Annotated in this window: 24 protein-coding genes; all 24 read left to right on the forward strand. The window is 60.0% G+C overall.

All coding sequences use genetic code 11. The features are described 5' to 3' along the window. The first annotated feature begins 92 nt into the window (after positions 1 to 92). The 24 genes from HDC30_RS05115 to HDC30_RS05230 all read left to right on the forward strand — a co-directional run bounded on the left by HDC30_RS05115 (position 93) and on the right by HDC30_RS05230 (position 20,647). Positions 93 to 521: a tail fiber assembly protein gene (locus HDC30_RS05115; RefSeq protein WP_178085231.1), complete on the forward strand. Its 429-nt coding sequence runs from the start codon at positions 93 to 95 to the stop codon at positions 519 to 521. 145 nt (positions 522 to 666) lie between these two features. Beyond that, positions 667 to 1,008 carry a phage holin family protein gene (locus HDC30_RS05120; protein ID WP_150370372.1) on the forward strand — a complete coding sequence of 114 codons (342 nt, stop codon included), beginning with the start codon at positions 667 to 669 and terminating at the stop codon, positions 1,006 to 1,008. Positions 1,009 to 1,080: 72 nt separating this feature from the next. Continuing rightward, positions 1,081 to 1,602, forward strand: coding sequence for a hypothetical protein (locus tag HDC30_RS05125; RefSeq protein WP_150370373.1), 522 nt, complete (start codon positions 1,081 to 1,083; stop codon positions 1,600 to 1,602). A gap of 3 nt (positions 1,603 to 1,605) precedes the next feature. Then, the gene (locus HDC30_RS05130) at positions 1,606 to 2,214 is read left to right on the forward strand and encodes a phage baseplate assembly protein V (RefSeq protein WP_183781389.1); all 609 of its coding nucleotides are present in this window, start codon (positions 1,606 to 1,608) and stop codon (positions 2,212 to 2,214) included. Positions 2,215 to 2,228: 14 nt separating this feature from the next. Then, positions 2,229 to 2,561 carry a phage baseplate protein gene (locus tag HDC30_RS05135; RefSeq protein ID WP_003222189.1) on the forward strand — a complete coding sequence of 111 codons (333 nt, stop codon included), beginning with the start codon at positions 2,229 to 2,231 and terminating at the stop codon, positions 2,559 to 2,561. Next, a complete protein-coding gene (locus HDC30_RS05140; protein ID WP_183781392.1) occupies positions 2,558 to 3,553 on the forward strand; it encodes a baseplate J/gp47 family protein in 996 nt (331 codons plus the stop codon). The genes HDC30_RS05135 and HDC30_RS05140 overlap by 4 nt, the downstream gene beginning before the upstream one ends. Then, complete coding sequence (locus tag HDC30_RS05145; RefSeq protein WP_183781395.1) at positions 3,550 to 4,185, forward strand: phage tail protein I; 636 nt, start codon at positions 3,550 to 3,552, stop codon at positions 4,183 to 4,185. Before HDC30_RS05140 ends, HDC30_RS05145 begins: the two co-directional genes overlap by 4 nt. Further along, on the forward strand, positions 4,186 to 7,023 hold the full coding sequence (locus tag HDC30_RS05150) for a phage tail protein (protein ID WP_183781399.1): 2,838 nt from the start codon (positions 4,186 to 4,188) through the stop codon (positions 7,021 to 7,023). Positions 7,024 to 7,033: 10 nt separating this feature from the next. Then, entirely contained in the window at positions 7,034 to 7,543 is a 510-nt protein-coding gene (locus HDC30_RS05155) for a DUF4376 domain-containing protein (protein WP_183781400.1), read from the forward strand. A gap of 104 nt (positions 7,544 to 7,647) precedes the next feature. After that, positions 7,648 to 7,833 carry a hypothetical protein gene (locus HDC30_RS05160; RefSeq protein ID WP_183781403.1) on the forward strand — a complete coding sequence of 62 codons (186 nt, stop codon included), beginning with the start codon at positions 7,648 to 7,650 and terminating at the stop codon, positions 7,831 to 7,833. Between the two features lie 2 nt (positions 7,834 to 7,835). Then, positions 7,836 to 9,002, forward strand: coding sequence for a phage tail protein (locus HDC30_RS05165; protein WP_183781406.1), 1,167 nt, complete (start codon positions 7,836 to 7,838; stop codon positions 9,000 to 9,002). Further along, positions 9,002 to 9,508, forward strand: a complete 507-nt coding sequence (locus HDC30_RS05170; protein WP_183781410.1) for a phage major tail tube protein — start codon at positions 9,002 to 9,004, stop codon at positions 9,506 to 9,508. The genes HDC30_RS05165 and HDC30_RS05170 overlap by 1 nt, the downstream gene beginning before the upstream one ends. Before the next feature lie 171 nt (positions 9,509 to 9,679). Then, positions 9,680 to 10,261 (forward strand): phage tail assembly protein, encoded by a 582-nt coding sequence (locus HDC30_RS05175; RefSeq protein WP_183781414.1) that lies wholly within the window; start codon positions 9,680 to 9,682, stop codon positions 10,259 to 10,261. Positions 10,262 to 10,389: 128 nt separating this feature from the next. Beyond that, complete coding sequence (locus HDC30_RS05180) at positions 10,390 to 12,645, forward strand: phage tail tape measure protein (RefSeq protein WP_183781417.1); 2,256 nt, start codon at positions 10,390 to 10,392, stop codon at positions 12,643 to 12,645. Then, positions 12,645 to 13,028, forward strand: a complete 384-nt coding sequence (locus HDC30_RS05185) for a phage tail protein (protein WP_047601251.1) — start codon at positions 12,645 to 12,647, stop codon at positions 13,026 to 13,028. Before HDC30_RS05180 ends, HDC30_RS05185 begins: the two co-directional genes overlap by 1 nt. Further along, the gene (locus tag HDC30_RS05190; RefSeq protein WP_096795852.1) at positions 13,021 to 13,233 is read left to right on the forward strand and encodes a tail protein X; all 213 of its coding nucleotides are present in this window, start codon (positions 13,021 to 13,023) and stop codon (positions 13,231 to 13,233) included. The genes HDC30_RS05185 and HDC30_RS05190 overlap by 8 nt, the downstream gene beginning before the upstream one ends. 9 nt (positions 13,234 to 13,242) lie before the next feature. Further along, positions 13,243 to 14,271 carry a phage late control D family protein gene (locus HDC30_RS05195; protein ID WP_183781419.1) on the forward strand — a complete coding sequence of 343 codons (1,029 nt, stop codon included), beginning with the start codon at positions 13,243 to 13,245 and terminating at the stop codon, positions 14,269 to 14,271. Between the two features lie 160 nt (positions 14,272 to 14,431). Then, positions 14,432 to 15,016 (forward strand): hypothetical protein, encoded by a 585-nt coding sequence (locus HDC30_RS05200; RefSeq protein ID WP_183781421.1) that lies wholly within the window; start codon positions 14,432 to 14,434, stop codon positions 15,014 to 15,016. Further along, positions 15,013 to 15,192: a DUF2635 domain-containing protein gene (locus HDC30_RS05205; protein ID WP_027611066.1), complete on the forward strand. Its 180-nt coding sequence runs from the start codon at positions 15,013 to 15,015 to the stop codon at positions 15,190 to 15,192. Before HDC30_RS05200 ends, HDC30_RS05205 begins: the two co-directional genes overlap by 4 nt. Continuing rightward, entirely contained in the window at positions 15,192 to 16,688 is a 1,497-nt protein-coding gene (locus tag HDC30_RS05210; protein ID WP_183781423.1) for a phage tail sheath subtilisin-like domain-containing protein, read from the forward strand. The genes HDC30_RS05205 and HDC30_RS05210 overlap by 1 nt, the downstream gene beginning before the upstream one ends. A 67-nt stretch (positions 16,689 to 16,755) precedes the next feature. Beyond that, positions 16,756 to 17,103: a phage tail tube protein gene (locus HDC30_RS05215; protein ID WP_007964335.1), complete on the forward strand. Its 348-nt coding sequence runs from the start codon at positions 16,756 to 16,758 to the stop codon at positions 17,101 to 17,103. Beyond that, positions 17,100 to 17,396 carry a phage tail assembly protein gene (locus tag HDC30_RS05220; protein WP_003222226.1) on the forward strand — a complete coding sequence of 99 codons (297 nt, stop codon included), beginning with the start codon at positions 17,100 to 17,102 and terminating at the stop codon, positions 17,394 to 17,396. The genes HDC30_RS05215 and HDC30_RS05220 overlap by 4 nt, the downstream gene beginning before the upstream one ends. Positions 17,397 to 17,526: 130 nt before the next feature. Beyond that, positions 17,527 to 19,425: a phage tail protein gene (locus HDC30_RS05225; RefSeq protein ID WP_183781425.1), complete on the forward strand. Its 1,899-nt coding sequence runs from the start codon at positions 17,527 to 17,529 to the stop codon at positions 19,423 to 19,425. Beyond that, positions 19,412 to 20,647, forward strand: a complete 1,236-nt coding sequence (locus tag HDC30_RS05230; protein ID WP_183781427.1) for a DNA circularization protein — start codon at positions 19,412 to 19,414, stop codon at positions 20,645 to 20,647. Before HDC30_RS05225 ends, HDC30_RS05230 begins: the two co-directional genes overlap by 14 nt. The last annotated feature ends 3 nt before the right edge of the window (positions 20,648 to 20,650 follow it).

Consider the following 20,650-nt stretch of genomic DNA (forward strand, 5'->3'; position numbering starts at 1 on the left):
ATCCGAAAAAATCATTTGGCCTGTTGCGCCTTACTGAATCTTTGGCGCATCGAGAACTTTGTCTCGGCCCATGTTGTTATAAGGAAATATTCATGAAGAAATACGTTTTCATTGAGATGAGCAATATTGCTGCGTATTCCAAGGCGGTAATGATTCAGGTCTCTGAGGACCAACCTGTCATCAATCCCCCGGGCATAGCCGGCGGTTGGTACGGATTTGCAATTGACACCGTTGTTCAAGTGGGCTGGAAGGCTACATACGGCGCGAATGGCTGGGAGTTTTCTGAGCCCACTTATCAAGACCATGTTGATCAGGTAACGCTGTTTGTACGACAGCGGCTCGGCGTAGCCGCTGGCTGGCTTGATATCAACCCGGTCAATTACAAGGTGAATCTCGGTGTTGCCACGCCAGAGGAAGAAGCCGCATGGCTCGCTTATCAGCAATATTACATTGCAGTCTCCGACGTGAAAAAACAGGCTGGCTATCCCTACACGATTGACTGGCCAGTGGCTCCGTTCTGATTCAGGCATAAGCGTTAACCCCGTCAGCGGGAGCGCATTACTGAAAAGCCCGGCCTCAGCGCCGGGCTTTTCGGAATGCCTACCTGAAGAGACATCGCTTGAACCCAACACACAATACTCATCAACTAGAACCAGGAGGCGTGACATGACAAACGAGCAACAAGCGTTGGCGGACATGCCGATCTGGCTGGTCATCCTCCTCGCTGTCGTGGGCGGGGTGTCCGGCGAAATGTGGCGCGCCGACAAGGAGGGCGCCCGCGGCTGGTCATTGCTGCGGCGTCTGGCCCTGCGCTCCGGCGCCTGCATGATCTGCGGCGTCTCGGCGATCATGCTGCTGTATGCAGCCGGGCTGTCGATCTGGGCCGCCGGTGCCTTCGGTTGCCTGACCGCCATGGCCGGTGCCGACGTCGCCATCGGTCTGTACGAACGCTGGGCCGCCAAGCGCATCGGCGTCTGCGAAGTTCCCTCGCCGCGCGATCCCCAGTAACTCAACACTTTCCTGCCTCGCTGCAACTGATGCGGCGGGGCTGCGCGTGGACAATTGAAAAGGAGGTCATGCATGCCCGCACCGATCCAGCAGCCTTCGCAGCTGTTCACGGCGATGGCGACAACCTTGCGCAACAGCGCCGGCCTGAATCTGCAGGTCGGCAATCACGACGACTTCACGGCACCCGGCGCTCAGGCCTGGGCGTTGATCGACTTCGACCGTAATGCACCGGGCGCACGTGCCGCTGACGGGCGTATCGCCCACGTCATGACGGTGTCGCTGCAAGTCATTCCGGCACTTTCTGCGAGCGCATTTGCCGCCTGCGATCTGATCGCCGTACTGAAAAACCTGATCACCGACAACCGTTGGAGCCTGCCCGGCACTCAATGTGATTTGCCGATGAACATTGATGGTCTGCCGTCAGTGCTCACACGCGCCGATCAGCAATACAAGGCTTGGACCCTGACTTTCACCCAGACCCTCTATCTCGGCCCGACCTTGCTCGACGACCCGCTCGGCACGCCGAAATTCGCCCGTACCTGGGAAGTCAGCGACATCGACGACCCCGACCAATACACCGCGCTGGAGGCCTGACCGATGTTCGACGCATTACTGCGCATGCAACTGGGGCCGATCATCGAGCGGCTGGCCGAGATGGAAGCGGAGATCGATGACCTGCACCGCCGCGCCGAGAGTTTTTGTCGCATCGGCATTTGTCAGACAGTCGATGCGGCGAGCAACACTTGCCAGGTCAGTCACGGTGGACTGCTGACGCCAGCCATCAAATTCTTCAACCCGAGCGCCGGAGCGCAGAGCGAGTCGCGGATTCCGAGCGTGGGCGAGCAGTGCCTGCTATTCAACTACGGCAGCGGTGAAAGTGGCGCGCAAAGCGTGGCGTTGTTTGGTTTGAACAGTGACCGCTTTCCACCGACGGCAACGGTACCGACGCTGACGCGCCGGGTGCACGTTGATGGCAGTGAAAGCGGCTACGACGACGCCACACACATTCTGCACTGGCAGAACGGCCCGGCGGCTTTCACCGGTTCTCGCGAATCGCTTGCACTGAGCATCGGCCCGGCGCAACTGACGATGACGCCACAGCTGATCAGCCTGCAACTCGGCGCCGTCGGCCTGAGCATCGACGCCTCGGGCGTGCACTTCAGCGGCCCGTTGGTGGATCACCAGGGCCGCGTCATCAGCCCCTGAATCAAGAGCTTCCCATGATCGGAATCGATAGAGACTCCGGGGCCACGGTCGACGACTGGCTGCAGTTTGTGCAGCGCGCGACCCGGGCCCTGACCACGCCGCTGGGCACCCGGCAAAAAAGGCCCCTTTATGGCTCGCTGATCCCCACGCTGCTGGGGCAGAACCTCGGTGACGACGTTCTGCTTCTGGCCCAGAGCCACGCGGCTCAGGCGTTCTACAACGCGCAGAACGGGATCAGCGATTTTCAGCCGAGCGTGATCGTCGCCAGCCGTCAGGGCGCCGGTCTGCTGCTGCGTTTTGCCGGCACCTGGAAAAACCGTCAACAGACATTCGAGGTCGTGACATGAGCATGTTGATCCCCGGCCAGAATCAATTGGCCGAACCGGCGCTGATCACCGTCGACGCCTTCGAAGACCTGCTCGCCGAGTTCAAGACTTTCGTCGTCGAGTACGTTGGCGCCCGAGCGCCGGACAGCGCGGCGAAACTCAAGACCAGCCTGGAAAACGAGAGCGAATTGCTGACCCTGGCGCTCGAAGCTTTTTGCGTGCGCCTGCAAACCCACGAACGCAAATACAACGCCCGCATCAAGCAGATGCTGGCGTGGTGGGCGACCGGCAGCAACCTCGATGCACGGCTGGCGGACATGGGCCTGGAGCGGCAGTTGCTCGATCCGGGCGACCCTGCAGCCTTCCCGCCGGTACCCGCGATTTACGAAAGCGACGACGACGCCCGGCTGCGCTATTACCTGGCACCGCACGCCCCGGCTGCGGGTTCGCGAATGCAGTATCGCCGCGAGGTATTCACCCTCGGTGAACGGCCAACGGTGAAGGTCGAATCCAGCGATGGCGGTGTGGTGAACGTCACCTACACCTTCAACCCGGACGGCTTGGCGGCACAGGTCAAGGACGGCAATGGTCGGCGCACTGCGCCGGGCGAAGTGCAGGTCACGGTGTTGTCGCGAGACGGCGATGGCACTCCGTCTGCAGCGTTGCTGGATGGCGTGCGTCAGCACTTCGCCCGCCCTGATGTGCGGCCGGAAACCGACCTCGTCACGGTCAAGGCTGCCGACATTCAGCGCTACAAGATTCGTGTGGTGGCGAAGATCAATTCCGGCCCCGACTCGGGCCTGACCAAAGTTGCCGCACAGCAGCAATTGCAGGCCTACGCCGACAGTTGCCATCGCCTCGAAGGGCGGGTCGATCCGAGCTGGATCGACTACACGCTGCACAGCGCTGGCGCCGTGCAACTGCAGATTCTTGAACCGCTGGCACCGATCGTGAGCACTGCGTTTCAGGCACCGTACTGCACGGCGGTCGAGGTCGAGGTGCTGACGTTATGAGTGAGCCAATACAACGCCCGACCTTGTTGCCAGCCAACAGCTCGGCACTCGAACGCGGTCTGGATCTGGGCTTTGGCGCACTGCTTGATCGCATCGTGCCGCCGTTCCCCGAGCTGATGAATCCGAGCGAAACACCGGTGGCGTTCCTGCCGTATCTGGCAGCGGATCGCGGCGTCGCCGAATGGAGCACCAGCGCACCGGAAGCGGAAAAGCGCCTGACCGTCGAACTGGCCTGGCCCACCGCGCGGCAGGCCGGCACTCGCAAGGCGCTGGAAAACGCGGCCAAGGGTTTGCAACTGCGCCCCGAAGTCCGCGCCTGGTACGAACAGACGCCTCCCGGCGTGCCTTACAGCTTCAGGGTGCGCGCTTTCAGCGACCAACCCTACAGCGAAGAAGTCGACGCCCGTCTCGACCGTCGTCTGGCGGATGCCAAGAGCGAACGGGACATCCTTTCGGTGACGGTTGGCTTGAGCGCATTCGGCAGCCACTCCATCGCCGCCGCGACTTTCTGCGGTGAGCTGACCACGGTTTATCCGGTGTTCATCGAAGGGCTCGAAACCTCTGGCGAGGCGTTCATGGCCGCTGCTTTGTACACCGTCGAAACATCCACTATTTATCCCCAGGGGGCCTGAATGGCTGACTATTACACCCTGCTCACCAACGCAGGGATTGCCTACGAAACGGCGTGCAAGGCCGCGGGCACGCCGATCAAGTTGACGCAGATTTCCGTCGGTGATGGCGGCGGCGCGGTCTACAACCCGGCCGCGACCGCCACTGCGCTGAAGCGCGAAGTCTGGCGCGGGTCGCTCAACGCGCTGTTCCAGGACGAGAAAAATCCGAGCTGGCTGCTCGCCGAAGTGACCATTCCGCCGGATGTCGGCGGCTGGTACGTGCGTGAAGCGGGGCTTTGGACCGACACCGGGATTCTCTACGCGATCGTCAAATATCCGGAGTCGTTCAAACCGGTGTTAGCCACGTCGGGCTCGGGCAAAGAGTTCTATATTCGCTCGATTTTCGAGACCAGCAATGCATCGCTGGTAACGCTGCTGATCGACGACACCGTGGTCAAGGCCACCCGTGCCTGGGTCATGAGTTACCTCGCCGAAGAACTCGGCAAACTCGATGGCAAGCAATCGGTGCGCGTCGCGGCCTCTACCAACATCGTGCTGAACGGTGCGCAACAGATCGACGGCGTGGCCGTGATTTCCGGCGACCGTGTGCTGCTGGCGAACCAGACGCTGGCCAAGGACAACGGCCTGTGGATCGTCGCCAATGGCGATTGGGTACGGGCAACCGATGCCAACTCCAGCGCCAAGGTCACGCCAGGGCTGACGGTCATGGTCGAGGAGGGCACGGCGAACGGTGATTCGCTGTGGCACCTGACCACCAATGCGCCGATCACTCTTGGCACCACCGCGCTGACGTTCAAGATGTTGGCCGGGCGCACCGGGATTGCTGCCGGCACTTACAAGAGTCTGACGGTTGATGAATATGGCCGCGCGACGGCAGGTGCGAATCCTGAAACGCTGGCCGGTTTTGGCATCAAGGATTCCTACACCAAGGCGGAAGTTGAAGCGCTGATCGCCAAGGCCTCGGCGTTGCCGGTGGGTTCGATTGTTGCGTTCCCGGTGGATGCACCGCCGCCGGGTTTTCTGGAGCTGGATAACAGCGTCAAGAGCAGTGCGACTTACCCGGACTTGAGCGCTTATCTGGGAGGCAAGTTCAACAAGGGTGATGAGGGCGTCGGGAATTTCCGTTTGCCGGAAGCGCGTGGGGAATTTTTACGCGGTTGGGATCATGGACGGGGAGTCGACCTGGGACGTCAAGTCGGTAGCCTTCAGGCTGATGATTATAAAAGTCACAGTCACCGGTACTTTGACAGCGTAGCTGCAAACATTGACCCTTTTGGGGGTACGGGCGCTGGAGTTGTTAACGGTGTCGTAACACCTCCCGCTACGGGTGGGTATCTGGCAACTTCAGGGCCTGATTCAAACAATCTGACGTCGCCCACAACTACCGTCAATGCAGGGGGAAATGAAACTCGCCCACGCAACATCGCCGTCATGTGGTGCATCAAAGCCTGGAACGCCCCGGTCAATCAGGGAACCATCGATGTAGCCGCACTGGCCAAGGAAGTCGAACGGCTCAAATCCGCTGTTCCGGTGGGGGCCGTTCTGGCATTCCCGACGGGGATCGTCGCGCCGGGTTATCTGGAACTGGATGGCAGTGTGCAGAGCATTGCGACTTATCCGGATCTGGCGGCTTTTCTCGGTACCACTTACAACAAGGGAGATGAGGGCGCGGGCAACTTCCGCTTGCCGGATTCCCGCGGTGAGTTTCTCCGTGGTTGGGATCATGGGCGTGGTGCTGACACGGGGCGGGCAATTGGTAGCTGGCAAGTAGGCACCGCAACTTATGGCGATGGTGATGGTGTCAATCTGCCGATCCCGAACCTGAATGACCCCAAACATGTGAGGGTTCTTGGGCTTGAGTACGACACGACTCCGGCGGTTGTCGAGTCCGTGACGGTTAATGGCACGACTACTGCTGCCTCGCAAGGGCTCAACATGGATGGAGTGCAGACTCCGGGTACCGCCTATATCGGCGTGGACTTCATGCGGTCAAGGCCTCGAAACCTCGCCGTCATGTGGTGCATCAAAGCTTGGAACGCACCTATCAATCAGGGAAGCATCGACATCGCCTCTCTGGCTACTGAAGTCAAACTGGCTCGCCTAAATGGTGCGGAAGTAGGCGCCATGCGTAATCTGAGAATATCGCTGCCTGTCGCTACTTCCGTTGCAACGGTTACTGCTGATCAACTGATTGTCGAGCAACCGGGTGTCGCGCAGTACAAGTTGTCGAATCTCAATCTATCACTCGATCTGACAACCGTCGGTGCAGGTGGCATGGACACCGGTATCGCTCCAGCAAACGGCAGTGTCGGGATTTACGTCATCTACAACCCCGAGTTGAAGGTTGCGAAGCTGCTGGGCGTCAATGCGACATTGAGTACCGCTCCTGAAATTTATGCGGGCACGAATATGCCCGCCGGTTATAGCGCCAGTGCGCTGGTCAGCGTGTGGCAAACCGGTGCCAGTCGATTGATGAACCCCGGCATTCAACATCAGCGTTCAATTTCCATTGCTCGGACGGTAGTGCTGGAAAACGGCATGTCGATGTCGCCGACACCGATCTCGCTGGCCTCTGTTGTTCCGAAGAATGCAAAAACCGTCGGTGGCTACATTCATTACATTGGTAGCGCTGATTTTCCGGGCGGTGGCTCTCTGGGGCTTTCTCCGGATGTTACCGAAGTAGGTATGAAAGCATGCGGCATTGGTGGAATCGTCGGACTGGGTGTTCTAAGTCCGTTCTCGGACCTGGTCATGGCGACTCCACAGACGATCTATTACCGTCTCTATGCGTCGGTCTCTCGTGCAAACGATGTCCACATCTCCCAATACACTTTTTAAGGAGTCATCTATGTTGAGAGCCTACTCAAATGTGGGGACGACCTTTCGATGTGTCGCCTCGGACTGGCCATTGGCTGACGGTGAAGTACTCTTCGACCATGAACCCACCCTTCAGGAACTGGAAAACTCATTTGGTTTCGCGAACGGCGAGCTGGTCTTGAAGCGCCAATTGGACCTGATTGCGCAGGAGCGATTTCGCCGAGAAGGTTCGGGTATCGTGGTCGCCGGTTTGATTATCGATTCATCCCGTGACAGTCAATCGCTGATTGCTGGAATGGCGGTTTCCGCGATGCTCGATCCTGAATATCGTTGCAGCTACAAGTCTGTTGCCGGGTTTGTCGATTTGACAGCTCAACAGATCCTGCAAATTGCACAGGCTGTACGGTCTCATGTTCAGGCCTGTTTTGATCGGGAAAAAGCGCTGTCCGAGTCTGCTCGAGCAGGAACGTTCGGCAACGAAATGCTGACCGAGGGCTGGCCAAATTCCTTGCCTGAAACGCCAGTCCCAAACCTTCAGTAAAACGCCCCTGCACCCCGGGGCGTTTTCTTGTCCGCTTAAAACAAATCAACACCCGCCAAAGCCCCTCCCCACGAGGGGCTTTCCCGTTTATGGAGAAACGAAAAATGGCAACCCGCCAAACCTACACCGTGCTCGTCCCATTCCCCACCGGCGGTGGGCACTGGTCGAGCGTCGGTCAAGACCTTGATCTGCTCGACGTCGAGGCCAGTGCGCTGCACAGCGCCGGTCGACTGGAACTGAAAACACCTACCACCCAGGCCCAAAAGGCCGCTGCCAAGAAGGCTGACTAACCATGGCTGAGGTTCTGAACTTCGAGCACAACGGCATTACCGTCAATGCCACCGAATCCCCCGAGGCCATGGGTGGCCTAGGTGACAACGTCATCGGTCTGGTCGGCACTGCGCCGAAAGCCGATCCGCTGATTCCGCGCAACGCACCGTTCCGCATCAACAACTTCACCACTCACGCGCTGCTCGATCCGACCGGCGCCGAAGAGGGCACGCTGTATCACGCGGTTTACCAGATCCTCAAAGTGGTCAAGGTGCCGGTGTACGTGGTGATCGTCGAAGCGGGCGCGACCCCGGCCGACACCGTCAACGCAGTGATCGGCGGCGTCGATCCAACCACTGGCCGCAAGCTCGGTCTGGCGGCACTGGGCAGTGTCCCGGAAGACCTGACCATCATCGGCGCGCCGGGCTTCACCGGTACCAAAGCAGTGGCCAGCGAGTTCGCTTCGTTCGGCAAACGCATCAAGGCCCGTGTGGTGCTGGACGGCAAGGATGCCTCGGTCGCTGATCAAGTGACTTACAGCCAGGAACTGGGCGGCGCCGATCTCGGTTTCGACCGTTGCCTGGTGGTGCACAACATGCCGGCGGTGTACTCGAAAGCGGCAAAGAAAAATGTGTTCCTCGCGCCGTCCAGTCTGGCGATTGCCGCACTGGCCAAGGTCAAGCAGTGGGAAAGCCCGGGCAACCAGGTGACCTACGCCGAAGACGTGTCCCGGGTCGTTGAGTACAACATCCTCGACACCTCCACCGAAGGCGATCTGCTCAACCGTTACGGCGTCAGCTACTACGCCCGCACCGTGCTCGGCGGCTTCTCGCTGCTGGGTAACCGTTCGATTACCGGCAAGTTCATCAGCTACGTCGGCCTTGAAGATGCGATTAGCCGCAAGCTGGTCAAGGCCGGCCAGAAAGCCATGGCCAAGAACCTGACCAAGTCGTTCATGGATCAGGAGGTCAAACGCATCAACGACTGGCTGCAGACCCTGGTCGCCGACGAAACCATTCCTGGCGGCAGCGTCTATCTGCACCCGGAACTCAACAGCGTCGAGAAGTACAAGAACGGCACCTGGTACGTGGTCATCGACTACGGCCGCTACGCGCCGAACGAACACATGGTTTATCAACTCAACGCCCGCGATGAAATCATCGAGCAGTTCCTGGAGGACGTTCTCTAATGTTTACCAACCGCGTAAGACAGGCCATCGCGGCCACCCTGCAAGGTTTGCCGTTGTCGGCGACCGTTGAGGAGTTTACCCCGCCGAAAATCGATTTCGACATGGAAAGCATGACGGGCGGGCGCTTCATCGTTGAGGAAATGGCCAAGAGCGCCAAGGCGCTGAATGCCACGCTCAAGCTGCAAGGCACCGGTGCTGAAGTGTTGCTGGCGATGGGGGTGAAGCTGGGCGACGACATCCTGCTGAACGTTCGTGAAGCAGGTCAGGATCAGGACGGCAACACCTGGTTCACCTATCACACCATCGGCGGCAAGCTCAAAACCATGGGTGAAGACGCGATCAAGATGGGCGGCAAAGCCCTGACGACTCTGGAGTTCTCCTGCCGCACCTACAACCGCCTGGAAAACGGCGTGCCGGTGATCGACATCGACGTACGCACCCAGAAATTCGTGCTCAACGGCGTCGACATCCTTGGTGATGCGCGTCGTGCGGTGCTGATGCCGTAACCCGTTACACCGCAAAACCTGTGGGAGCGAGCCTGCTCGCGAAGAGGCCATCACATTCGCTACCTATGTGACTGTAAGACCGCTTTCGCGAGCAGGCTCGCTCCCACACTGGGCCGGGTTGACTGGCCCCATTGCGCAACACCCCCTCAAGAATCACCAAGGAATTCATACATGTCGTGGATGCCACCCAAGCATGACCTGCTGTCGCCGATCACCGGCGACGACGGCGCGCAGATCGAACAGATCCAGCTCAAGCCGCTGTTCTACGCCGCGCAAAAAGAAGCGCTGGAACGCGCCGGCGATGATGAAGACGATCAGTTCTTCGAACTGGCGCTGCTCGCCACCGGCCTGTCGGTCAAGGAACTCGACCAGTTGAAACGCCCGGACTACGTGAGCATCGCCCAGTACGTGCACGAGATGTCGACCCGTCCGGCGGCGTACTTTCTGGAGCAGGTCGAGGACGCGGAAAAGTCCGACGATCCTGACGAAGTGCAACTGCTGCAACCGCTCGCCGTGACCGGCCGCACCGTGACCTCGTTGTCGCTGGAAATGCCCGCACTGCGCGCCACCAAAGTGATGAAGAAACTGAAAACGGCCAAGGAACGCGCCGAGTTCATCACTGCCCACTGCACCGGTCTGATGATCCCCGATCTGGCCCAGCTGAGCGTCCCTGACTGGACCCAATTGCAGGTGCGCATCGACGATTTTTTAAACCAGCCGGCGGCCTACTTTCGGAACGCGACATCGAAGTAATCCTCGATATCGTCCCGCTCATTTACCCGGTAAGTGAGGCGGAGATTCTGGAATGGGACGCCGAAAAGGCGTTGCGCCGCTACGACATAGCGATCACTCGCCTTGGCGTGAAACAGGAGTAGAGCGGCATGGCAGATGATAACTATGCGTTGACGTTCGCTGAGGTCAATCAAGAAACCCGGGCATTGAGCACGGCCAGCAAGACTGCCGCCTTGATGGCTCCGACGATGTCAGCAGGAGCCGCAACAGCTGCTTCGAACTTTGACGGCAGTGTTGCCGGGCTAAGCCTGGCGCTGGCCGATGCCACCAGCGAATTGCGAAATCTGACCGCCGAGCAGGTTCAGCTCAGGGATGTGTTGGGGTCGATACACGCTGTGCTGATTTCACAGCGCTCGCTGCAACAGTCTCTCAATGACCGGCCAGCACTAGCGGGCAGCGCGGCCGTGGGAGCTGAGTCGAAACCGTCAGGCGTCAATGGCGCAACGCAACCTTTCAAATACCTGCAGCCAGCGATCAACCTTGATAGCACGATGGCGCGACTGGGACGGGTTGCAGGCGTTGAGGGCGATCAACGCGATGCGTTGCGGGTGTCGTTGGAGAAAATGGCCGCCGAGCGCAAAGTGGCAGCCGGCGGTACCACGGTGCTGGATCTGGCAGGCGTGATGTATGCCGGTGTCAAGGGTGGAGTTGGCAGCGAACAGAAGAATGAAGCCGCTCGGCAAAAAGACCTCAGTGATTTCACTCGAGACACTGGCATCACGGCCACAGCCTTTGAGATGAAGGCGCCGGATGTTGCGGATCTGCTGATCGGCTGGCGCACCTCAATGGGGCTCGACCGAGCCAAGACCCTCGACCTCGCCGATGCCACCAGCGTGCTGGGAAGCCGATTGAGTGCCACGGTGGCTGACATTGGTTCGATCCTCAGCAACTACGGCGCTTCGGCAAAAGGTGCGGGGCTGAGTCCCGAACAGACTGCGGCTTTTGCTGCGGCAATGCTCAATGTCAACGTCAACAGGGCTGACGCCGGAGTGGCACTGGAGAGGATCACCACGACGCTGGCGTTGGGCGACAACGCATCAGTTAGTCAGAAAGCGGTGATCGCTCAACTTGACCTCGATCCAAAGGCCCTCGCTGCGCAGATGCAAGGGGGCGCCCCCGGCGCGATTCTCAAGGTGCTTGAGGCGCTGAAGACAAAATCCCCCGAGCAGCAAGCCAGCCTGGCGATGACGCTTTTTTCGATCGACCAGCCGGTTGTGAAAATGCTCGAGCGCAGCGCTGATGTGCGAGGTGCATTTGATCTCGTCAAAGATAAACAGCAGTACGCATCCTCGGCGCGAGGCGAGGAGGGCGGAGCAGTCAATCAGGCTGCGCTGAAGCTGTCGGATACGTCGCAAACGGGCTGGAACATTTTCACCGCTCAGAAAGATCGTCTCCTTAGCTCCGCTGGCGCTGCTGTGCTGCCTGATTTTGACAGGCTCACGGGGGTGATGGCGTGGGCGACCGATGGCTTGAGCAGCATGGCTGAAGAGTCACCGGAGCTCGCGCGGACGTTGATTTTGAGTATTGCCGGTATCAAGGGCGTGCAGGTCGCTGGATCGATGCTGGCCAAGGGCATTAGAGGAACGACATCCACTATCGACAACCTCAAGTTCGTCGGCACAACTGCCATATCCTGGGGTTCCGCAGCGCTTAACGGTGCGAAGGCTTGGGGGGGCGTTGCGCTGAACAATGCCAAGACTTGGGGTTCCGCTGGGCTTAGCAATGCCAAGACTCTGGGATCCGTTGCGCTTGACCGAGCTAAATACCTGACATCCGGTCCAGGCCGAAGTCTGGTCAGTCAAGGTGCCCGTATCGGTCGTGTAGCTGGCCCTCTGAGTATGCCGTTGATGATGCTCGACTCCGGTATGGACGTGGTCAACGGCTTGCTCGATGCCGATGGCAAACAAACAGCCAGAGGAGCGGGCGGCCTGGTGGGTGGGGTTGCTGGAAATTACCTGGGGGCGCGCGTTGGTGCCTTCCTGGGGGCTTTCGCCGGTCCTGCCGGGGCACTTGTCGGTGGAGGGGTTGGCGGAGCAGCTGGCACCTACTATGGCAATCAGTGGGGAAGCGCATTGGGTGAAAAACTCGCGACGCCTGCACCGAACCAACTCGCCCCGCCGGTAGAGGTTGCCAAAGAACTGCCGAGCGCGCAGACGCAAAACCAGCAAGTCACCTTCTCCCCACTGATCCAGGTCACCTGTCCGGCGCCAGATACTGCCGAGCAGATTCGCACGATTATCGGGCAACAACTGAGCGGGCAATTCCACGGCCAGTTCCTGCCGTTGCTGACAAACAACCCCCTCGCCACCCGCCGTGACGCAGCCCTCACCGATGGAGTCGCCTGATGAAACAACAAATGGCGCTGGGCAGTTTCATCTTCGGCCTGTCGCGCAACTTCGCCTACAGCACGCTGGCGCGAAAGTCCGACGGAGGCTGGAGCGACATCCAGATCCTGACCAGCAAACCCAAGTCCAGTCAGACCGGGCAGAAAGCGGAATCGCTGACCATCAGCGGCACCTCGATGTATGCCGTGGCCATGGATCGACTCGATGAATTACGCGCACTTCAGGCACAGCGGGTGCCGCTGCCGTTGATTGACGGTATCGGGCGCAACTGGGGCCTGTGGCGGATCAACAGCATCGACGAGAACCAGAGCGAGGTCATCGATGACGGCACCGCGATGGTGATCAAGTGGGTGGTTGGGTTAACGGAGTTCAACAATGCGTAAGGTACGAAGCGTGGCCGGTGATTCAGTGAATCTGCTGCTCTACCGCGAAACCGGGCGCAGTGATGACGCCGCCGAAGAAGCTCTGTGGACACTCAACCCGACCCTGGCCGAACACGGCCCGATCCTGCCTGCGGGCGTCTGGGTCACGTTGCCGGAACTCGACTCGAAACCGGCCACGATCAAACCGCTCACGGCCTGGGATTAAGGAGGTTGCATGGCACTGGGTTTCACTCCGGCGGTAAGACTCTACGGGGCCCATTCGGCCCTGCTCAATCAACGCCTGATCAGTTGGGAACACATCGATGCAGCCGGTTTCGAGTCCGATCAACTGACGTTGACCATCGATCTTGAAGGCCTCGAAGGGCTGCCGAATCTGGGCGGAAAAATCGGCCTTGAGGTCGGTTATCTAGAGTCGGGAATGGTCGACAAGGGCCAGTTCAAAGTGACGCGCCTGACGCCGACGCTGTTCCCGTTTCGCCTGACGCTGGTGGCTACGGCGGCACCGTTCAGCAAGGATGACGAAACGGGCTTCAAGCAACGTCGCACGGCCAGTCATGGCCCGACCACCTTGGGTGCGCTGTTTCGCAAACTGGTGTCGAGCCATGGCTTTTCACCGCGCGTTGCGCCCGAGGTGGCGATGATCAGGATCGAGCACGTCGACCAGTCCAACGAAACCGATATGAGCTTTCTGACGCGCCTGGCGAAAAAGTACAACGCGGTGACCAAACCCTACAACGACGTGTACGTGCTGGCCCGTCCCGGCCAGACCAAATCGTTGTCGGGCCAGGTGCTGGCGGACGTGACCTTGTCGGTGACCAGCAACAACCGTCCCGGCGATCACGCGTTCGTCAGCGCCACGCTGGAGGAGTCTGCCCGCGAGCAGACCAAGGGTTGCAAGACCTGTTTCTGGGATGGCGCTGCAGGTGTGTTGCGCTGGGTTGAAACGGGGCTTGCGCCGTTCAAGACCCTCCGCCAGAAACAACCCAGCGAAGCGGATGCGATCGCCGTCGGCGAGGGCGAAGTGCGCAAGATGCTCCGGCAGAAGTACAAGGTGAAAATCACTTGTCCCGGCAATCCACTGCTGGCGGCCGAAGGGCTGGTGCTGCTCGATGAGACCTGGCCCGACTTCATGCGTGGGCGCTGGTCGATCGAAAAAGTCACTGCCAGCGGCAATCGCGAGAACAGCTATCGCTGCGTGATCGATGCCAGCGGCCTTGATCCCAAGGCGGGCGCCAAAGACTGATTCACTCTTTCTCAGAGCGACACAAACCCCTGTGGGAGCGAGCCTGCTCGCGAAAGCGGTGGATCAATCAACACTGTTTTTGAATGTAAGTCCGCCTTCGCGAGCAGGCTCGCTCCCACATTGGTCCTGCGGTAACTCCCCCACACTCTGGAACACCACCATGAAGATCACCCCGATCCTCACGCAGCTGCGTGGGCAATGCCCAAGCCTTGCCAACCACATTGCGGTGGGTGTCGATTTGGCCTTGCTGCAAGGCAACGCTGATCTGCCGACACCCTCGGCCCATGTGCTGCCGCTGGCCGATGTAGCCAGCAACAGCACCGCACAAAACCTCACCGCGCAACCGATCCGCGACCGCCTCGAAATCGTCTTGGCGCTCGACGCCAGCGACAGCACAAAAGCGCTGGATCTGTTGCACGACCTGCGCGCCGAACTGTGGCGCGCGCTGGTGGGATTCAAACCGGGCAATGACTACAGCGCCATCGTCTACGACGGCGGCGAGATGGTCTCGATCAACAGCAGCCGGGCCTTCTATCGGCTGCGCTTTTTTACCGAGTTCCAGCTCGGCCGCAATCTGCCGAGTCAGCCTGCGGAGAGTTGGCACGAACGTGAACTGGACGGTTTGTCGTCCTTTACCGGGGTCACCGTGCGGGTCGATGCGATCGACCCGGCCGACCCCAATCTGAAACACCCGGGCCCTGACGGGCGCGTGGAACTGACTTTCTCTGGAGACGTAACCCCATGAGCAATCGCATCACCGTACTGCCGGCCGCTGGCCGTGCCGTGCCTGACCCGGAAGCGGGCGATCTGCTGCCCAAAGAAGGCCGTGAAGTGCTGGACAGCGCCTGGTGGCGCCGACGTCTGGCCGACGGCGATATCACTCTCAAAACCGTAAAAGTCAAAGCACAGGGAGCCAAATAATGGCGATCGGATTCAGCAACATCCCTGCGGACATTCGTGTACCGCTGTTCTATGCCGAAATGGACAACTCGGCCGCCAATAGCGCGACTTCGGCCATGCGCCGTCTGATCGTCGCTCAGGTCAACGACAACATCGCCCCGACTGAAGTCGGCAAACTGGTGCTGGTCTCCAGCGTCGCTCTGGCAAAAAGCATCGGCGGTCAGGGCTCGATGCTCGCCTCGATGTACGAGATCTTCCGCAAGGCCGACCCGATCGGCGAGATCTGGTGCCTGCCGCTGCACAACACTGAAGGCGCCATCGCCAAAGGCGTGCTGACCCTGACTGGCACTGCGACTCAGGCTGGCGTGCTCAACCTGTACGTCGCTGGTGTGCGTGTGCAGGCCACCGTGGTCAACGGTGCCACCGCTGCTCAAGCGGCTACCGCACTGGCACAGAAAATCAACGCCACCGCCGATCTGCCGGTGAGCGCGGCGGCTGCTGAAGGTGTGGTCACCCTGACCGCCAAATGGACCGGCGACAGCGGTAACGACATCAGCCTGCAGTTCAATCGCCTGGGCAAGAGCAACGGCGAAGAAACCCCGGCCGGCCTGACCACTGCGATCACCGCCATGACTGGCGGCGCCGGTGTGCCGGATCAGGTCGCAGCCGTGGCTGCACTGGGTGACGAGCCGTTCGAGTTCATCGCTCTGCCGTGGTCGGATCTGTCGACCCTCAATACCTGGCAAGCAGTGATGGATGACAGCACCGGTCGCTGGTCCTGGGCCAAGCAACTGTTCGGTCACGTCTACAGCGCCAAGCGCGGTACCGTCGGCACCCTGGTTGCTGCTGGCCAGGCACGTAACGATCAGCACATGACCATTCAGGCGCTGGAGCCGGGCGTACCGCAACCGTTCTGGGTACAAGCTGCCGCATTGGCTGCGCGCACCGCGGTGTTCATCTCCGCCGATGCCAGCCGTCCGACCCAAAGCGGCAGCCTGCCGGGTGTTGATCCGGCGCCGGCCAGCGAGCGATTCACCCTGACCGAGCGTCAGTCGCTGCTCAACTACGGCATTGCCACCGCGTACTACGAAGGCGGTTACGTGCGCATTCAGCGTTCGATCACCACCTACCAGAAGAACGCTTACGGTCAGGCCGACAACTCCTATCTGGACAGCGAAACCATGCACCAGTCGGCGTTCATCGTGCGTCGTCTGCAAAGCGTGATCACCAGCAAATACGGGCGCCACAAACTGGCTTCCGACGGCACCCGTTTCGGCGCCGGCCAGCCGATCGTCACTCCGGCGACCATTCGCGGCGAGCTGATCGCGCAGTACGCCAAGCTGGAACTGGAAGGCCACGTGGAGAACGCCGAGCTGTTCGCCGAGCACCTGATCGTCGAGCGCGACGTACAGGATCCGAGCCGCGTGAACGTGCTGTTCCCGCCGGATTACATCAACGGTCTGCGCGTGTTCGCACTGCTCAACCAATTCCGTCTGCAATACGACGACGCGGCCTGATCGCCGCGTTTGGCCGTAAGCATTCAGCCCACTCCGGTGGGCTTTTTTATTTGAAGGGAGTAACACCATGGGTCAAGTGATTGCAGGCACCTGCTACGTCAAAGTCGACGGTGCACAACTGACTATCAACGGCGGCTGCGAAGCCCCGCTGATGGCCGTCAAACGCGAAACCGTCGTACCGGGTTTCTACAAGGAAACCGACGTCGCGCCGTCGTTCAAAGTGACCGCGCTGCACACCGCCGACTTCCCGCTGAAGAAGCTGATCGAAGGCACCGACATCACCGTCACCTGCGAATTCAGCAACGGCAAAGTCTACGTGCTGGCCGGTGCCTATCTGGTCGAAGAGCCGGTTTCCAAGGGCGATGACGCCACCATCGAACTGAAATTCGAAGGCATCAAGGGGACCTGGCAATGAGCGGCGCCGTGAAGCTTCAGGTTGCGATCGAAGCTCACGGCGAGCCCCTGACCGAACTCGTCCTGCGCCGTCCGACGGTGCAGGAAGTGCGAGCGATCAAGGCGCTGCCGTACAAGATCGACAAAAGCGAAGAAGTCAGCCTCGACATGGACGTGGCGGCCAAATACATCGCCGTGTGCGCCGGCATCCCGCCGTCGTCGGTCAACCAGCTCGATCTGGCTGACCTCAACGCGCTGAGCTGGGCCGTTGCGAGTTTTTTCATGAGTGCGGCGTCGGAGCCATCACCGACCTGATCGCAGTCGCCTATGACCTGGCCTGGTTCTGGAAGGTTGACCCCGAACAGATGATGGCCAGGCCACTGGATGTGCTCCGCGAATCGCTGGAGCACGCGCAACGGATCAATGCGATGCAGCAGGTGCAGTGATGGCAGACGAAGAAAAGAAAGTGCAAACACCGGTGCTGATCACGGGCATCGATGAACTGTCGCCCAAACTCGGCGCCCTGCGAGTAAAGGTCGAGAGCTTCAAGAAAAATCTCGAACAGACCGGCCTCGGCAAACTGGATATCAGCGGTCTGTTCAAGGGCGGCAGCGTGATCACGCCGTTCGTGGACGGGATCAAATCGGCGGCAGCGTTTCAGGGCAAATTGACTGAAGTCAGCGAGACGGCGAAAACCGTGGATCTGCCCGCCGCACCGAAAGCCGCTGCGCAGAACATGAACGTGTTCAGTGCGTCGATGGAAAAGGTTTCCTCCGCTGTCGACGCGGCGCTGGTACCGGCAGTCGGTGCGTTAGTCGTCGGGCTTGAGCCAATGCTGACTCAGTTCGGCAGCCTGCTTGCCGACAACCCGAAACTGGTGGAAGGCCTGGCTGCGGGGGCCATTGCCTTCTCGGCGATGCAAACCGCGGTCACCGGCGCCACACAAGTGTTCGATGTCATGAGCATGGTCCTCAAGACCAATCCGATCATGCTCATCGCCATGGGCATCGCGGCGGCGGCCGGTTTGATCTATGCCAACTGGACGCCGATCAGCGCGTTCTTCAAAGGCATGTGGGAAGGCGTGAAAAACATCGGTGCGAATGCGATGGCGACGTTGCGCTCGATTCTTGACTGGCGACCACTGGATGCACTGGCGGCGCTGTGGTCACCGGTCGCGGGATTCTTCTCGGGCATCTGGGACGAGGTCAAAGCCGTCACTGCGCCGGTCATCGACTTCTTCAAATCGGTGTTCTCGTGGACGCCCGCCGGCATGATCCTGGAAAACTGGGCGCCGCTGACGGGGCTGTTTTCGGCGATCTGGGAACTGCTCAAGGCCTTGAGTGTGCCGGTGATGGCGTTCCTCCGAAACCTGTTCGATTTCTCGCCGATGCAGATGATCAACAGTGCGTGGGGCGGTGTTGTCAGGTTCTTCGAACCGATGTTCGATGGCCTGCGAAAAGTCGCGCAGCCGGCTAAAGAGTTCCTGATGTCGTTGTTCGATTTCTCGCCCATGCAGATGATCACCAGCGCCTGGGGCGGTGTTGTTGCGTACTTCCAGCCGCTGTGGACGACTCTGCAATCGGCGGTGCAAAGCACCCGGGATACATTGCGGGCACTGTTCGATTATTTCACGATGGAAATGATCACCAGCGCCTGGGGTGGTGTCGTCGGGTACTTCGAACCGATCTGGACGGCACTGCAAACCTCAGTGCAGCGGGTCAAAGGCTTTTTTAGCAGCCTGTTCGAGTGGTCGCCGCTGGAGCAGATTGCGCAGTACTGGCAGCCGGTCGGCGACGTCTTTTCGGCGCTGTGGGATGTTGTGCTGGCGGCGTCTGCGCCGGTCGTGGACTTCCTGCACACCCTGTTCGAATGGAAACCTCTGGATCAGATCATCGAGAGCTGGGGGCCGATTGTCGGGTGGTTCGGCGAGTTGTGGCAAAAGCTGCAAACCGTCATCGCGCCGATCAAGGAGCTGTTCGACGGTGGTTTCGCCGGGTTGATCGCCAAGGTCACCGGCAAGGTCGAAACGCTGACTGAGGCGCAACGCCAGACCAATGCCGAAGGCAAGGGTGAGCTGGCGCCGGCGTTCTTTGGCAAGAGTCCCGTGCCTGCTGGAAACGGAGCGCTGCAAAGCGGATCGCTGCCACAAATCTCCAGCGCCCTGATCCAGCAAAGCGCGGCCAACAACCGTACGCAACTTGAAGGCGGCCTGACCGTGCGCTTCGAAAATGCACCGGCGGGGCTGCGCACCGATCAACCACAAAGCAATCAACCGGGCCTGGCGCTGTCTTCTCGCATCGGCTATCGCTCGCTGTCGGCAGGAGGTTCCAATGAACTGGCGTGACCGTTTGTTGCCGGCATCGTTTCGCGGTGTCGGGTTCTGGATCGATCAGGCGAAAACCCCGGTCGGTCGCAAAGGTCAGTTACACGAATATCCGCAACGCGACCTGCCGTATTTCGAGGATCTCGGCCAACAGGCCAGGACCCACGACATCACGGCGTTCATCATCGGCGCCGATTGCCTGGAGCAGCGCGACAAGCTGCTCAAGGCCTTGGAGGCGGGGAGTGGTGAACTGGTGCATCCGTGGCTCGGACGCTTGCAGGTCAAGGTCGGCGAATGCGACATGACCCACACCCGCCAGGACGGCGGGCTGGTGACGTTCAGTCTGAAGTTTTATCCCGACCGGCCGTTGCCGTTTCCGACCGCCACGGTCAGTACGCAAAAAGTTCTGTTGGCCAAGGCTGACACTTTGCTGGGTTCTGCGGTGGCGCGCTTCGAGCAGGCGATGACGTTGATCAAGGCTGCGCGGATCGGCATTGCCAATCTGCGCAACAGCCTGACCGGGGTCTATGAGGTGATCAAGGAGCAGCTCAAACCGCTGATCGAGCAGTACAAGCAGATCACTGAACTGGTCAAAGCCGTCAAGGAGTTGCCCAAGGAAGTGGCAGCGGAGTTCAAGGGCTTGCTCGGCGATATCAAGGAGCTCAAGGCATTCGCGAAGGAGGGCTACCGTGGCGTGATTGCCGACGTGTCCCAACAACTCGAAGCCATTCGCAAGGCTGATGCGCCGAAGATCACCACCGGCAAGGACACCAACGCGGCGGCACAAACCATGGCCGATCTGGTGCAGGACACCATGCTGGTGAAAGTGGCGCAGTGGGTAGCGTCGATGCCGGTGGCGACTCCGGCGGTGAAGCTGTCGTCGACACCTTCGGTGGCGCATCAGGCGGATCAACCGGTGACTCGTCAGGAAGTGCCGGTGACCGAAGAAATGAAAGCACTGCAGAAGGCGGTCGGGGTGGCAATTGACCCGATGCTGGACAAGGCCGATCCCAAACATCACCAGGCAATTAACGATGTGAAGGAAGCGCTGATTGCGCATCTCAAGGCAGTGGCGTCATCCGGTGTGCGCCAGGTCACCAAATCGTTTCAGGAAAGCCTGCCGGCGCTGGTGGTGGCCTACAAGCAATTTGCCGATGCCACACGGGTGACTCAAGTGACGCAGAGCAACGCGATGAACCATCCGGGCTTTTCTCCCAACGACGTAAAAGTGTCCAGGGAGTGAGCC

It is taken from the genome of Pseudomonas sp. JAI115, assembly GCF_014200835.1.
GTDB classification, from domain to species: domain Bacteria; phylum Pseudomonadota; class Gammaproteobacteria; order Pseudomonadales; family Pseudomonadaceae; genus Aquipseudomonas; species Aquipseudomonas putida_A.